15 protein-coding genes are annotated in these 13,475 nt (G+C 59.8%); 4 read left to right on the top strand and 11 right to left on the bottom strand.

Annotation, left to right across the window (positions count from 1 at the left end; genetic code table 11):
- Positions 1 to 2: 2 nt before the first annotated feature.
- The 8 genes from F9Z44_RS05325 to F9Z44_RS05360 all read right to left on the bottom strand — a co-directional run bounded on the left by F9Z44_RS05325 (position 3) and on the right by F9Z44_RS05360 (position 4,254).
- Entirely contained in the window at positions 3 to 635 is a 633-nt protein-coding gene (locus F9Z44_RS05325) for an SCO family protein (protein ID WP_159604231.1), read from the bottom strand.
- Positions 632 to 1,288 carry a DsbA family protein gene (locus tag F9Z44_RS05330; RefSeq protein WP_159604233.1) on the bottom strand — a complete coding sequence of 219 codons (657 nt, stop codon included), beginning with the start codon at positions 1,286 to 1,288 and terminating at the stop codon, positions 632 to 634. The genes F9Z44_RS05325 and F9Z44_RS05330 overlap by 4 nt, the downstream gene beginning before the upstream one ends.
- Positions 1,285 to 1,701 (bottom strand): disulfide bond formation protein B, encoded by a 417-nt coding sequence (locus tag F9Z44_RS05335; protein ID WP_137922104.1) that lies wholly within the window; start codon positions 1,699 to 1,701, stop codon positions 1,285 to 1,287. The genes F9Z44_RS05330 and F9Z44_RS05335 overlap by 4 nt, the downstream gene beginning before the upstream one ends.
- Positions 1,698 to 2,222, bottom strand: a complete 525-nt coding sequence (lspA, locus tag F9Z44_RS05340; RefSeq protein WP_137922103.1) for a signal peptidase II — start codon at positions 2,220 to 2,222, stop codon at positions 1,698 to 1,700. The genes F9Z44_RS05335 and lspA overlap by 4 nt, the downstream gene beginning before the upstream one ends.
- Before the next feature lie 95 nt (positions 2,223 to 2,317).
- Complete coding sequence (locus F9Z44_RS05345) at positions 2,318 to 2,692, bottom strand: hypothetical protein (protein ID WP_137922102.1); 375 nt, start codon at positions 2,690 to 2,692, stop codon at positions 2,318 to 2,320.
- A gap of 46 nt (positions 2,693 to 2,738) precedes the next feature.
- Positions 2,739 to 3,206, bottom strand: coding sequence for a hypothetical protein (locus F9Z44_RS05350; protein ID WP_159604235.1), 468 nt, complete (start codon positions 3,204 to 3,206; stop codon positions 2,739 to 2,741).
- Between the two features lie 30 nt (positions 3,207 to 3,236).
- On the bottom strand, positions 3,237 to 3,614 hold the full coding sequence (locus tag F9Z44_RS05355; RefSeq protein WP_159604237.1) for a DUF3703 domain-containing protein: 378 nt from the start codon (positions 3,612 to 3,614) through the stop codon (positions 3,237 to 3,239).
- Positions 3,598 to 4,254: a cation transporter gene (locus F9Z44_RS05360; RefSeq protein WP_159604239.1), complete on the bottom strand. Its 657-nt coding sequence runs from the start codon at positions 4,252 to 4,254 to the stop codon at positions 3,598 to 3,600. Before F9Z44_RS05360 ends, F9Z44_RS05355 begins: the two co-directional genes overlap by 17 nt.
- 80 nt (positions 4,255 to 4,334) lie before the next feature.
- Here F9Z44_RS05360 and F9Z44_RS05365 point away from each other — a divergent pair, with 80 nt between their 5' ends.
- The 4 genes from F9Z44_RS05365 to F9Z44_RS05380 all read left to right on the top strand — a co-directional run bounded on the left by F9Z44_RS05365 (position 4,335) and on the right by F9Z44_RS05380 (position 8,411).
- Positions 4,335 to 4,757, top strand: coding sequence for a Cd(II)/Pb(II)-responsive transcriptional regulator (locus tag F9Z44_RS05365; RefSeq protein ID WP_159604241.1), 423 nt, complete (start codon positions 4,335 to 4,337; stop codon positions 4,755 to 4,757).
- Between the two features lie 299 nt (positions 4,758 to 5,056).
- The gene (locus tag F9Z44_RS05370) at positions 5,057 to 5,488 is read left to right on the top strand and encodes an HU family DNA-binding protein (protein ID WP_159608591.1); all 432 of its coding nucleotides are present in this window, start codon (positions 5,057 to 5,059) and stop codon (positions 5,486 to 5,488) included.
- 194 nt (positions 5,489 to 5,682) lie between these two features.
- Complete coding sequence (locus F9Z44_RS22855) at positions 5,683 to 6,531, top strand: hypothetical protein (protein WP_236574264.1); 849 nt, start codon at positions 5,683 to 5,685, stop codon at positions 6,529 to 6,531.
- A gap of 305 nt (positions 6,532 to 6,836) precedes the next feature.
- On the top strand, positions 6,837 to 8,411 hold the full coding sequence (locus tag F9Z44_RS05380) for an HNH endonuclease family protein (RefSeq protein WP_159604243.1): 1,575 nt from the start codon (positions 6,837 to 6,839) through the stop codon (positions 8,409 to 8,411).
- A gap of 374 nt (positions 8,412 to 8,785) precedes the next feature.
- Here the strand turns inward: F9Z44_RS05380 and F9Z44_RS05385 are convergent, their stop codons facing one another.
- The 3 genes from F9Z44_RS05385 to F9Z44_RS05395 all read right to left on the bottom strand — a co-directional run bounded on the left by F9Z44_RS05385 (position 8,786) and on the right by F9Z44_RS05395 (position 13,467).
- Entirely contained in the window at positions 8,786 to 9,853 is a 1,068-nt protein-coding gene (locus tag F9Z44_RS05385) for a hypothetical protein (RefSeq protein ID WP_159604245.1), read from the bottom strand.
- Positions 9,854 to 9,931: 78 nt separating this feature from the next.
- Positions 9,932 to 11,215, bottom strand: coding sequence for a hypothetical protein (locus F9Z44_RS05390; RefSeq protein ID WP_159604246.1), 1,284 nt, complete (start codon positions 11,213 to 11,215; stop codon positions 9,932 to 9,934).
- Positions 11,215 to 13,467: an argonaute/piwi family protein gene (locus tag F9Z44_RS05395; RefSeq protein ID WP_159604247.1), complete on the bottom strand. Its 2,253-nt coding sequence runs from the start codon at positions 13,465 to 13,467 to the stop codon at positions 11,215 to 11,217. The genes F9Z44_RS05390 and F9Z44_RS05395 overlap by 1 nt, the downstream gene beginning before the upstream one ends.
- Positions 13,468 to 13,475: the final 8 nt, after the last annotated feature.

A 13,475-nucleotide genomic window follows, 5' to 3' on the forward strand; every position in this document is an offset into this window, starting at 1 on the left:
AGTCAGGCGTCCATGGATTTCAGCAGGGCCAGGATGTATTGGGCGATCACGGCGGGCTCGGTCCCGTAACTCGAAAACAGGCGCACGGCTCCGTTGGTGTCGAACACGTACTTACCCGCCGAATGGTCCATCGTGTACGAGGTGGGTGTCGAGCCCTCGGCTTTTCGGTAGTAGATCTTGAAGCTGTCAGCGACGGCCTTGAGCTCGGTCGGTTCAGGGCGCAGCGCCAGAAAGCTCGGGTCGAAGTTGGTCATGTACTCCTTGAGTAAGGGCAACGTATCGCGCTCCGGGTCCACTGTGATGAAGAGCACCTGCAACTGCTTGCCTTGATCGCCCATGAGGCGTTTTACCTCGGCCAGGGTGGTCATGGAGGTGGGGCACACATCGGGGCACTGCGTGAAGCCGAAAAACACCACCACAGCCTTACCGCGGAAATCGGCCATGGTGCGCACCTGCCCGGTGTGGTCGGTGAGCTTTAGGTCCTGTGCAAAAGCAGCCCCTGTGATGTCGGTGCTCTTGAAGGTGGGCGCCTGGGGCGAACAGCCCGCCAGGAGACCACCTGACGCAAACCACGAAGCGCTCAACACCAACACCTTGCGTCGGTTGAAAGGACGTACGGGAGCCATCTCTCTCATTTCTTCACCTTGGCCAATTCTTCTGCTACCAGTGCGGCAAGCTGATCGGGCCCGAAACTGGACAGGCTGCGGCCGTTGACGAAGAAGGTGGGCGTCTTGGTGACTTGCAGCGCGGTAAGGTCTTCTATGTCCTGCTGCAGGACTGCCTGCATACCGGGTTTTTCCATGTCCTGCCGCGCCTTGACGAGGTCCAGCCCGGCCTGCTCGGCTACCTTGAATGCGGTCTCGATGCTGGGTTGACCGTGGTCGGCCCAGGCGGGCTGCGCGGCCAACAACGATTCCAGCACCGGCTGGTACTTGGCCTGGCTCTTGGCCGACTCCAGCAGCTTGACCACCACGTCCGAACCCTGGTGAAACGGCGCGTACCGGATCACGAGCCGCACGTCGTTGGGGTACTGGGCCATGAGGTTCTTGACGATGGGATAAAACGCGCGGCAGGTCTCGCAGGCGGGGTCAAAGAACTCGACGATGGTGACGGGTGCGTTCTGCGGGCCGAACACCGGTGAGTGCATGCGCACCAGGCGGGTCTGCTCGGCCTTGACCTGCACGTCCTGCGCGGTCTGCACCCGCGATTGATAGGCGTTCATGCCCAGGTAGAAGAACAAGGCAACGATGGCCACCAGGCCGATGACGGTGAATTTTTTGGCGTTCATGAACGGGACTTTCTCAAATAGACAAAAAGCAGGAAGGCGATGGCGATGAAGGCCAGGAGAGACAACCAGGGAATCTGGATGCCGTTCAGGATCTCTAGGCTCTGTTCGCTGCACGAAGGCCCGGCGCCGCAGGGCACCCACCACTGGGGCACCCACCCAGCGATCAGCGCGGTGTGGTAGCCCGCGATGGCGGCACCACCCAAGGCCAGCGGCAACGCGTACACCGCACCGCGGCGGTCTTCGGCGAACGCGGCCATGCCCAGGATGATGGCCAACGGGAACATGCAGATGCGCTGATACCAGCAGAGCAGACAGGGCGTCATGCCCATGACTTCACCGATAAAAAGCGCCCCGAGAGTGGACGCAAGAGCGAAGGCCCAGGCGCCCAGGATCCAGAACCATCCACGCTTCATGAAGGAAGCTCCTCAGGGGTTTTGCGGGTCGGTTGGCGCGGTGGCGCTTTCAATGAAGCAAGGCACCAGGTCAGCGCGGCGCAGACGATGAAGACATCGGCGAGATTGAAGGCCGGCCAATGGATGTTGCGCCAGTGAAAGTCGAGGAAATCCACCACAGCGCCGATCTGGACGCGGTCCACGAGGTTGCCGCCACCACCGCCAGCCACAAAGGCGCCCAGCCAGCGGTCCATCGGTTCGGCTTGCCGCGCGAGGCTTACCACTGAAACGAAGCCCACCACCAGCACCGAAACGCCGATGAAAAACCAGCGTTGCCAGCCACCGGCATCCGCCAAAAACGAGAATGCCGCACCTGCGTTGAGCACATGCACGAAGTTGAACCAGTCGGTGACCCGAACCGCTTCACCCAGTTCGAGGATGGTGGAGAAATACGATTTGCTGAGTTGATCAACAAACAAGAGAGCCGCGACGGCAGCAAGCCAAGTCCATCGCGGGTTTCGCTGGGTCCAGCGAGTATTCATGAGAGAGTCCTTCCAAAACGATCCGGGGATGACCACCGCATGAGGTGATGGCCACTTGATGCCAGCGGATCGGGGAAGAGGTGCCTGTCAGCGCATCAGGCGAAAACGTTCATCCCCGAGCCTTGCGGGGCGGACCATTGGGGCCTGTAGGGTTGCTCGTGCCAGGGCAACAAGACAAGTTCAACGAGGTGCTCACCTCGCTCGATGCCAGCTGGGTCCACAACGGTCTCGGTCGTTGCCATCACGGCGGCCGTGCAGTTGGCGTGACAGGTGCCACAGTCAAGATCGAACCCAAAAACGTCGGAGCCCATGCCGTCCGTGCCGGAAATCACCGGCTGGTGGATGGGCTGGTGGTGATTGGTTGGAGATTGCTCGAAGGCCGCCCCATGGCCGCAGCAGTCAGCATCCGCTGCGGCAGAGAACTGCAACGGCAGCAGTGTGAGCATCAAAAGAGCCAAGAACAGACGCATAGTTGAATTTTAGGGCCGTGGGATAGACCAGTTGATGTGTGGCAGTTCACGGCGGGAGCACTTCGCCCATCGATAACCGCCTAGCGAGCAGGCGCCAACGGCGCTGTCGGTGCCGGTAAAACGCTTGTGCAAACAACCAGACTGGGAGCGTGAGCAGGCCCGCATCGATGATTACCGAATCCTTGTAGCGGGTTCGCCCGGCGTTTGATGTGATCGAGATGGTGTGGTCCCAAACCTTGACCAGGGCGCTGTGGCCGTTGTCACGGAGCAGGAATCCTCCCCCAGACTGAGGAAAGGAGATCACGATGGCTTGTTTGCCAAAAGGCAGGAAGCCCAGTAGTCGCACTGCGACCCAGAAGGTGCCCTCGGACCATTCCACGGGCCAAGAGCTTGGGTTGATCGGTGCGAAGTGAACCAACGGATGGGCAACGAACTTGAGCAGTTGCGTTGTCTTGGCATTGGCGACCGCTTGCTCAACCGAGCAGTCAAGCAATGTGGAAACATCGATTCGCACGTTTTGGCCGGCGGTTTCGCGGGACGATCTTCAACGCAGCGGCTGGGCTGCTTGAGCAATCAGCTCGGCCAGTTCCTGACGCACGGGAAGCGGCTCGAAGGCGCTCACGGTTGATCTACCCGGGTTGCCCAAGGGCAAGCGCCCGCTCAAATGCCCCAAAGGCACCAAAGCCAGTCTGAGTACCTGCCCAGCAGCTTCTGCCCAGTCGCGGGTGCGCCATGCCAACCGCAGCATCAGGGCGTGCGTCTGCAGATGCGGCTTAACGTGGAGCTGCCCCGCGACATGCGCAGCCTCAAGGTACAGCCACGCCTGCTGAGGGGACTCAGCGATCTTCGCCGCATGGACTAGTCGAGCAAAGGTGTCTTTGTCGCATTGACGGTCTGACATCGTTTCAGTGGACGTGGCCATGGCCGCCTCCCTCGTTTTTGCTCTCGCCAAGCTCACCCCTGGCCTGCCGCAACACGGTCCAACCGCCGTGTAACGCCAGAGCCGCCATGAGACTGGCCACCAACAGGTCGGGCCAGGCAGAGCCGGTGCCGAACACACCGAGCGCGGCCATGAACACCGCCACGTTACCGATGGCGTCGTTGCGCGAGCACAGCCACACGCTGCGCATGTTGGCGTCGCCCTCGCGAAACGCGTAGAGCATCCAGGCCACGGCCACGTTGGCCACGAGTGCCAGCAGCGCCACCGCACCCATGGTCGTGGCTTGCGGGACCCCGCCGTGCCACACCGACCACACCGCAGCGCCCAGCACATATAGGCCAAAGCCCATCATGCTCACGGCCTTGAGCATGGCCGCGCGGGCGCGCCAGGCCAGGGCAGACGCCAGCACGGCGAGCGACACGGCGTAGTTGAGCGCGTCGCCCGCAAAGTCCACCGCATCGGCCAGCAGCGAGAGCGAGCCCGACTGGAAGCCGGCGCCAATCTCCACCAGAAACATGGCGGCGTTGACGATCAACGCGATCCAGAGGATCTTGCGGTAGCGCGGCAGGTTGACGAGGGACTCGGCCTTGGGGGTGTCGTGTTCACAGCAATGGGCGGACATGGTTTTTCCTTTCGATGCCTGCATTGGAAACCCTGGAGTCGCTACAGTGTCAATCACTTGTTTGAACTGAGGGCTTCAACATGCAGATCAAGGACCTTTCCCGCGCCACGGGCGTGGATGTTGAAACCATCCGCTACTACGAAAAGCAGGGTCTTCTGCCCGAGCCGGCGCGGCGAGACAACGGTTACCGAGACTACGCTGCGCAGCATCTAGAGCGTCTGTCCTTTATCCGGCACTGCCGGGCGTTGGACATGCCGCTGGCCGATGTGAACCGTTTGCTGGGTTTTGTAGATGCGCCGCTGGCTGATTGCAGCGACGTGGACATGCTGGTGGATGAACAGCTGGCGCGGGTGCGCGCACGGCTCAAGAGCATGCGGGCGCTGGAGAAACAGTTGCTGCAGTTGCGGGCGCGCTGCTCGGGCTCGCACGAAGGGCACTGCGGCATTCTGGACGAGCTGGTGTCTGCGGCGCATGGCGAGGCGTGCGCCAGCCATTCAGGATAAAGCCACGTCAAGGATCGGTAAGAACTGAAAACCAGTCATTGCCTTCGGAATCCTGAACGGCTGCATCGTGCTGGATTCTCATTGCCCCTATTTCTTCTGCGAACTTCCGCAACCAGTCTGGAGCTGCCTTCCCACGTGCGCACTTCTACGTGGCAGATAGTCGCCTGACACGCAGGGCGAAGTTCAACGCTTTCCAGCAATCAGACACCACGGTTCTTAGCGTTCGCGTGCGCGCTCATGGTTTCTACAATCGCGTTGCGCGTTTTGCGCATCTTCATCAATCGAAAGTAGATAAATCCATGGCAACTGCAAAGAAGACCATCGCTGCGAAGAAGGCAGCTCCCGCCGCGAAAAAGCCAGTTGTGGCTCCCAAGGCCACCGTGGCCAAGAAGCCGGCGGCAAGCGTGGCGACACTGAAGCCGATCAAGACGGCCTTCAATAAGACCACGCTCCAGGTTCACCTGGCTGAGGTCGCCGGTGTCGAGCCGAAGGCCGCCAAAGCTGTGTTGGCTGCGCTGGAAGCCACGATCGTGGCCTCCATGAGCAAGAAGGGCCTGGGCGAGTTCACGCTGCCAGGTCTGCTCAAGATCACCGCGCAAGCGATCCCCGCCAAGAAGAAACGCCGTGGCATCGACCCCTTCACCAAGGTTGAGCGCGAGTTCGCGGCCAAGCCCGCCACCGTGCGTGTGAAGGTTCGCCCCCTGAAGAAGATCAAGGACGCCTCCCTTTAAGGTCTCCCGGGCGCTCGGCCGCAAGCTGAGCGCCCAGATCGGCAGCTCGGTGAGGTACTCCAAACTGTCGGTCTCGCCACGGTGGTAGAAGCCAAAGACCAGCGTCGCAACCGCACATGTGCGAGTTCACTTGCGCCGAGCAGTTTGGAGAGCGGCGAATATACTGACCGCCACTAAAAAATCGAAGGCGGTGCATGTTCAATCTGCTGGTGTCCGGGAACGGGTGGGAGCCGAACAGGCGGGCGTTTGGTCGCGGCCGGACGCTTGAGTACACAGAAGCCGACATAGTCACCCGGTTCATGCCGAACGGTGCAATGGACACTACTGCGGTTGCTCAACTACCTGCGCTATTCGTTGCCGAGACAAGCTACGACAACAGCCAAGGATCGGCGCACATCGGAACGCTAACGCGGATTAGAAGCACTGGCCCCGGGTTTGACTACCAGCTTGAATACACGTATGACCCAGACATTCCGCCGATTCCGAACGCAAAGCTCGCGGAGCTTCGGCACGAGCTTGGCATCGAAGAGTTCGAATTCTCTCGAACCCACTGGGCGATCAAAGACATTGACCTCTTCAGGGTTCTATTGCGTGCAGGGCACGGTCAGCGCCTGAAACCGAAGGTTTTTGATCTGACCGACGATCCTGTCGACGAGAGCCTCGTTGCCGTGATGATGCCCTTCGACGCTCGATTTAACCCGGTTTATGCCGCTCTGCAAGGCGCCGCAACAGGGCTGCGAATGACGTGCCAACGCGGGGACGACATTTGGGACCACGACCACATCATTCAGGACGTGGTGTCATTGATTGGCAAGGCCAAGGTGGTGATCTGCGACCTCACTGGCCGAAATCCCAACGTCTTTTACGAGACGGGGATCGCACACACGCTCGGCCGTGACGTAATCTTAATCGCTCAGTCTGCGACTGACGTCCCCTTCGACGTAGCAGCGATTCGGCACATTCGGTATCTTCCGAACGCCGAAGGATATGCGACCCTCGCGACCCAAGTGGCGGCGCGTCTTGAAACGCTTCGGAGCCGCTAAACGTTTGACAGAGCTGACTAGGCCGCAGGCTTTGGCGTAGCGACCATGCTGACCGAATGTTCCGCCAGGACATTGGTAGCGAGTCGAACACCGCTGTGACGAGATGGATGCGATCAGGTCGGTGAAGACGAGCACCGTAAGGACCAAGATGTCGAGAATGACCAGTGATACCACCCACCGACGGTTGCTGGAATGAGCGGTTCGTCCTTGAAGCGGCGACGTTCGCTCCTTCGCGCTGCCGGCACCTTTGGCCAATGCTTGGACTGCTACGATTTCCCAGTTGAATCGCATGTTTAAGGAAAGATATGGCAGCAAAGCAAAGGGAGACCGTCAACCTCGACGCACTGATCCCGAGAGATGACGTAGAGGCGAAGAAGCCCAAGTCTGGGAAGGGCGTCATTCAGGTGACCGAGCTGGAGTTGGGCCGTCACTTCTACGGGCTGCTTCGCAAACCTTTGTTTCAGCGCGAGACGAACGACTGGGGAGTTGACAACGTAGTTTCGTTGGTCCGCAGCTTCCGCAACGGCCACCTGATTCCGGCGGTCATTCTGTGGTCTGCGGATGGTTCCACGTTTGTCATTGATGGTGCTCACCGGTTGAGCGTCTTCGTCGCGTGGGTCAACGACGACTACGGTGACGGGTCACTGTCTCAAGCCTTTTTCAAGCACCAAATTCCGAAGTCTCAGCGAGAAGCAGCACACAAATGTCGCGTACAAATTAAAGCCGAGGGCCTGGAATATGCAGAGTTGCAGAAACTGACCAAGTTGCCGACCCGAACCCCTGAGCAACTCGAATGGAGTACGAACATCGCTCAGCCTGTTGAAACACAGTGGGTTGTCGGCGATGCGGATGTTGCGCTGCAGTCGTTCCTCGATATTAACCAGCGGTCAGTCGAGATTGATCCCACAGAGCGCTACATGATCGAGGAGCGCAAAGCACCAAACGTGGTGGCTGCCCGAGCCTTGGTAAGCGCCGGACGTGGCCATGCCTATTGGGGGGCTTTCGAGCCGCAGTATGTTGAGGAGATTGAGCGATATGCAACGCGCATCTACGACGCAATCTTCGAGCCAGAAAGCGCACAGCCACATACGCATGCTGAACTACAACCTGCGGGTATGGCACAGACGGCTAATGGCCTACGTATGGCGCTCGAGTTGGTTAACATCGCCACGGGGATGAAGGGAGGGTCAAAAAACATACCTCCTGACCACGACGGCAGCCAAACGTCACGAGTCCTTGCGAAGGTATGGGGTGTAGTCAAGTACGTCGCTGGAGATGAACCGGCCTCCCTAAGCTTGCATCCGGCCATCTACTTTTGGGGGACCACCGGAAACCATCGCCCTAGCATGTTCCTGGCAGTGGTGTCATTTGTTCAAGACCTGATCGCGTCGAACGAACTGGCGAAGTTCACCCTACACAGGGCAGACTTGGAGGAAATGCTGATCGGCCGAGGCAATCTCGGTCAACAGATCTTGACGCGGTATGGCGGCTGGAAGCGCAGTCTCGAACCGATCAAGGCACTTCTGCGAAAAATTCTGGATGGCCTGGACGCAGGCAAGACAGAGGCAGAAATACTTGGCGAATTTTCGTCTGCGTTGCCGGAGGCTTTAAGGGACGCCACAGAGCGTCCTGACGCTTGGAAGGAGACGCGCAGCGCCGCGCGAATAAAAGCGAGTCTGGCTACTGCACCGCGGTGCGGAATTTGCAAGGCGCGACTAGTTCTCGCTCACGCGAGTGATGACCACATAGAGCGCCGCTCCGACGGCGGGCATTCGGGTCCGGGTAATGCACAACTAACCCACCACTACTGCAACCACGGGTTTAAGGAGCACTTTGCGCAGATCGGAAGGCCACTTCCAACGATCGCAAGCCCTGCCTAAAGAGTCCCGGGTGTCATAGGTACGGGGCAAGCGAAAATGCTAGTCATTTCGCGTCAGCACCCGGGACTTCGGATTGATCGGGTGACGCCATCGACATCTCAGAGTAGAAGGAAATCTGACTGCTTTAATCCCGCCGTTTAGCTCTCCACGACGGCAAGCGCGAGGAACGGCTCCGACCCTGGATGTCGAGGCTCGCACTGGCGTTGACTCCCCGACGTCGCCTTGTGCCACGACAAAGTCGCGGCGCTCTTCTCCGGAATGGTCAGAAAAGTTCAGGATTCGGAAGACCAGGCCGCGTCTCCCGCTGACATCTTCCCGGCTTCTTCTACGCTTCAATGTCATTGCGGGGATACGTTACGCTTGCTGTTTGCCACTCAGGTTTCGGTCTTGCCACCGTCTTTGAACACCAGCAGCTCTGGCGCACGACCCGTGACCAGGTCGCGGTTGGAATGTCCACGCCAGAAGTCGAAGAGAGAATGCTCCGTGCAGGCCTCGATGTGCAGGAGCGACTTGGTCTCCTCCTCATCGAACGGTGCAATCAGCCCGACCTCGGTGTCTGCATCGCCCAGCACCATGAACTCAAAGCGCTTCCGGTCCGCCTCAGGCACAGTGAGCAAGCCGTCCGCGAATGGCGCGACCTTCTCTGGCTGCAGCCCCACCCGGTAGATGTCGGGGCTGCAGGCCTCGAAGTACACCGCCTGACTCCGCGGCGCATGTCGATAGATGTGCTGCGGCGCCACCAAGCTCGCCGGTATCGAGACAGGAACGGTCGCTGTTCGGTCCGAGGTTGACTGGCGATAGACCTTGAGCGGGATGGCCTCTCTCCTCGACACCGCGTTTGTCCGGAGGAGACCGATATGACCGGCGGACGCCATGGCAATCCTGACCAGGTCCGCCTCCGACGCAATCCGCTGAAGGCTGGTGAAGTACGCATACGCGACGTTCTTGAGTTCCCGCGTGCCCTGCACGTTCCAGTAGGATCCGCGAAAGTGGCCGGAAGCCCGTATCGCAGCCGCTGCTTGGTCGGTGGTGTGATGAAAGAGGTCAAGCCGAATGTCGCCGGTCGCGTCCATCGAGCATGTCCCGTCGGCCGTCTGCGCAAGGTCGGCATGGCCGGATATCAAGCAGCGGTATACCTGCGATGAGTCGCTTAGCGATGCGACGAACCCGGCAGAAGTGAACCCAACGCTTACCTCGGGACCGCCGCTCACCTCGAGTTGAATGTCAACTGCCGCATAGTCGTCCCAGAAGGACAGCAATGGAGCGTAGAAGTACTTAGGCTGAAACCAGCGCATCCCGCCAAGGTCCACCGCCAACAGATCGGGGACGAGCAGTGACGCGCCCTCCGCATGCACAAGCTTTAGCTTGATGAAGCCATCAACGACATTCGGACGCATCTCACGCCAGTGCTCGAGGTAGGCAGACTCGGTTAGGTCATCCAAGGTAGGTCCTTTAATGCAGGGTTGCTTACTGCTTACTGCTTACTGCTTACTGCGTAGTGCCGCTGCCGCTGCTCATGCCTAACTTTTGAGGGACTTCTTCGAAGCAGGCTTGGCAGGGCCCTTCGCCCTGCCGGTAGGCTTTGTCTCCGAGGCTACGGTCAACTGCTCAACTGGGAGGTGAGACGGGCGACTGGCGATGACAACGCCCTCGATGCCAGGTGCGCGACGAAGGGCGCGGGCAGTAGTCTCGTGAACTTGGACGCTGGCCGAATGGTCGTAGATAAATACGACGATTCGGCTGTACCGCTCTGGCGTCTGAAGGTAGGGAACGATATCCTCCAACACCTCTTTCTCGATGGCCTTGAAGTCTGCAGCCGACCGCGAGTACTTCGCTTCGACCAAGAGACCGAGACTTGGGATACCGAAGTCTGCGCGGTAGGTCGAGTGCCCAAACTTCGGCAGCGTGTCTTCATCTTCAAGGTCGAGAAATACTGGCCGAAGCATCAGGTACAGGATGTCTTGGACCTCGCGCTCGCTCAGCAACGGCCAGCGTATGGGAGTCTTCAACGCCGATGGGTCCCAGCGCCAGCGCTTCATGCTCGACTCGAACTGCTCCAGCATATGCACCACGGTCGCAGGGGAGCGCAGCAGGTCGCTGGTGGCCTCGGAGATTGCGCATTGCACGGCGTGCCAAATAAGAGCGGCATCGTGCGCGGTACGGTTGCCTATGTCCTCTCGCATCGCTTGCTCGACAAGGGCCTGTTTGAGCGCTTTTCGTTGTGCTGCTGGCCTCGCCTCCGCACTCGGGAGCGATAGCAGCCATTCTTGTGCAGCCAGTTCAGATGCACTACTGCCTTCGACATTGACGGACGTGGGCATCGCCACCCCTGCAAGGACCCCCGCGTACACGACCAACGCATCCACCTTGCCGCTCGACGTCACTCGCAGCGCTTGAATGACGTCGCGGCACCAACTCAGGTAGTGCGGCTTACGCTCCTTGAAATGCTCCGCGGCGAGTATGAGTCCAACCAGCACCGGTGGGCTGTGCAGTGCCACGCTGCTGGCCGCCGCCGATGCATCTCGTCCTATGGCCCTCTTTAACCCGGTTTCGAGACTCGTCAGCATCGTCTCGTTCGAGCGCCGGGCAACGGTGAATGCCAGGGCCGCGACGCTCGGGAGGCTGCTCGGGTCATAGCTGCTTTCCAGCCAGACCGGGCCGCAGTCAACACTCCAGTCGAACCCAAGCCTTGGGTCGTCACCAAGCAGATGGCGAGCCAACAGGCCTTCGATGTTGCCTGCCACGTTGGCGGCTGAGATATCGGTTCTCAGCCTCTCAAGTACCGGTGCGATGAGGGCTTCCATCACAGGAACCACCTGCTCTCCCTGAGCTTGGTGGTCAGGATGTCCGGATTGAAGTTCGGGACTTGGCGCAGGTTCCCAAGCAGGTCGACCACCATGTTGGGATAGGACACCGACACCGGCTGGGTCGACGGGTTGAATGAGCGCCAGGACATGAACGTAAGGTCGAACACCTGTTTCGTCACATACGCGAGGTCCCTGAACGTGGAACTGGGATGGATGCTCACGAGGATAGGACTCGGACACCCTTGCAAGTCGGTTTTGAGCTGCTGTGGCCCCACCAAGGTCACCAGGGCTGCACGGGGGCCGAGGGGAACGATGACGCCGCGGTCGGGCACCTTGGCGCCCTTCAACCTCGACGACTGGTACCTCGCACCCTGCGCACCTTCATCGAACAGTTTCCAGTCGTGGTCACTGCTCACCTGGACGAAAGCAAACTCGACCTCAAACTCGTCAAGTTCAGAGATGAGGTCAGATACCGCAGCGGCCTCGGTCTCCTTGTACCGTTTGAAGGACTGGTGAAAGATGATTCGCAGCTTGTCGCCGCTTTGCCACCCGAACCTCCTTCGAAGCTCCGAGAGGGTCCCACGGAGCGACTCTAGTAAGCGAATCTTGTAATCCTCGGAGCTGGCCTCGGTGGTCGCGTTGCCGAGCAGATAGCTGCCGTCACCGCTGAAAACCGTCGTTATGCCGACGAGCCGCTCCCGTTCAGAAAGCCTGTCAAACCCGACTCGCGCGCTCCCGATGCCCACGATGATTTCGTGCACTAGCCGCTGCTGCACGGAGAGCGTCCAGGGTATGCCGCCTAGCTTGGCGTAGAGCGACAGCGCAAGATTGTTCAGCATGTATGGATTGAGCTTGTTGATGGTCTCCATCGTGATGGCCTGCACGGGCACCCCCTGGGACATCAAGGTCGCTTTGGCGGTGTAGTACGGGCTTGCAGGGCCCAACAGCTTCTTGTCGCTCTCGGAAATGACGACAAGTGCCAAGTCCAGGTCTTGCTGCGCCGCTTCTAGTGAAGCAGCCTTATAGGCCGCCGCCCGGTCTCCAGCCAATCTGATGGTCGTCGGCGCGTAGGTCATGCGCCTCAGCCGGTACTTCCGAGGCATGCCCTGCGGAAAGGCGGACTCCTTCGGACCGTCTGATGGGACGCCGTCGCGAAGCTTTGCCGCTAGCTCCTCAACGCGCCCCTTGTTCTCTTCGGGGAACAGGATGCCAATCTTTGGCTCCTTTCGTGAGAACGAGTCGGTGTCGAAGGGACCGTTGGTGTTCAGCTTGCCGTCGACTGGCCACGACACGGTGATGGTGCCGCCAGGCTTGAGGCTGCACTGTGGGGAACTGAGCCTTCTAAAATGACCCACCTGGTCGCCGTAGGGCACCTCAGTCAAGCCTCCCGCAAGTTTGACGGTCATGCCGGCACAGCATGGGATATCGCCCTGCAGGTCCTTGAACGATCCCAGCAGCTGCTGAAGTCTCGCCAGCTGCTTCTCCGCGCCGGAGACCGCAAACAACGTCGGGATGACTTGCCGAGAAACCATATCGTAGTCGCGGCCCAAGAGCGCCCGTCCGACTCGTTCGAAGTTCGCCAGGTTCGCCTCGACATGCAGCTGCTGCGCAGGTACATCCTGTTCGCGCTCGTCAACCAGCTTTGCGAGGCCCCCAACAATCTCCTGAACCCGACCAACCAAACGTCGGTTGAACATGGGCAGGATGTACGGATTCTCGCGCTCTGCCTGCTTCATCACATAAAGGCCGCGGGGGTCCAGGCCTTGCGCTATGAGGTCATCCAACGACGGCTTGATGAGGAAACGGGCATTGAAGTTGACGAGGACGCCGTTTACAAACGAGCCGTCTTGTGGCGCCAGCGGCCGAATGTCGAATGAGTACTCAGGGTAGATAGCGAAGAAGCGCCCAGCGTCGCCCTTAAGCAGGTTCTCGTTGTCCCTTACGAAACTGACCGGTCGGACGCCTGAGATGCTCCTGTTCTGATTGTAGAAGCGGAGCAGCAGGCCGTTTCGTGCAAGCGCGTTCGCGACGGAGAAGTCGGTGCCTGTGTCGAAGAGGCTGCACGTTCCATCAGTCGGCGTGTTCTCCTCGTATGGGAAGAGAAGCACGTCGTCCCCTTCGCGCAGCACGAAATGCGTTCGCGTCAGCTTCTCGCGAAGCGCACGAAGCTGCCCCTTGTCTACGTACCGAATTCGATAGCCCGTGAACTGGGCGGAGGAAAACTCAATCGGGAGATGGTTCAGAAGCATGTTTCCGG

The organism is Hydrogenophaga sp. PBL-H3 (assembly GCF_010104355.1).
In the GTDB taxonomy this organism is placed as follows: domain Bacteria; phylum Pseudomonadota; class Gammaproteobacteria; order Burkholderiales; family Burkholderiaceae_C; genus Hydrogenophaga.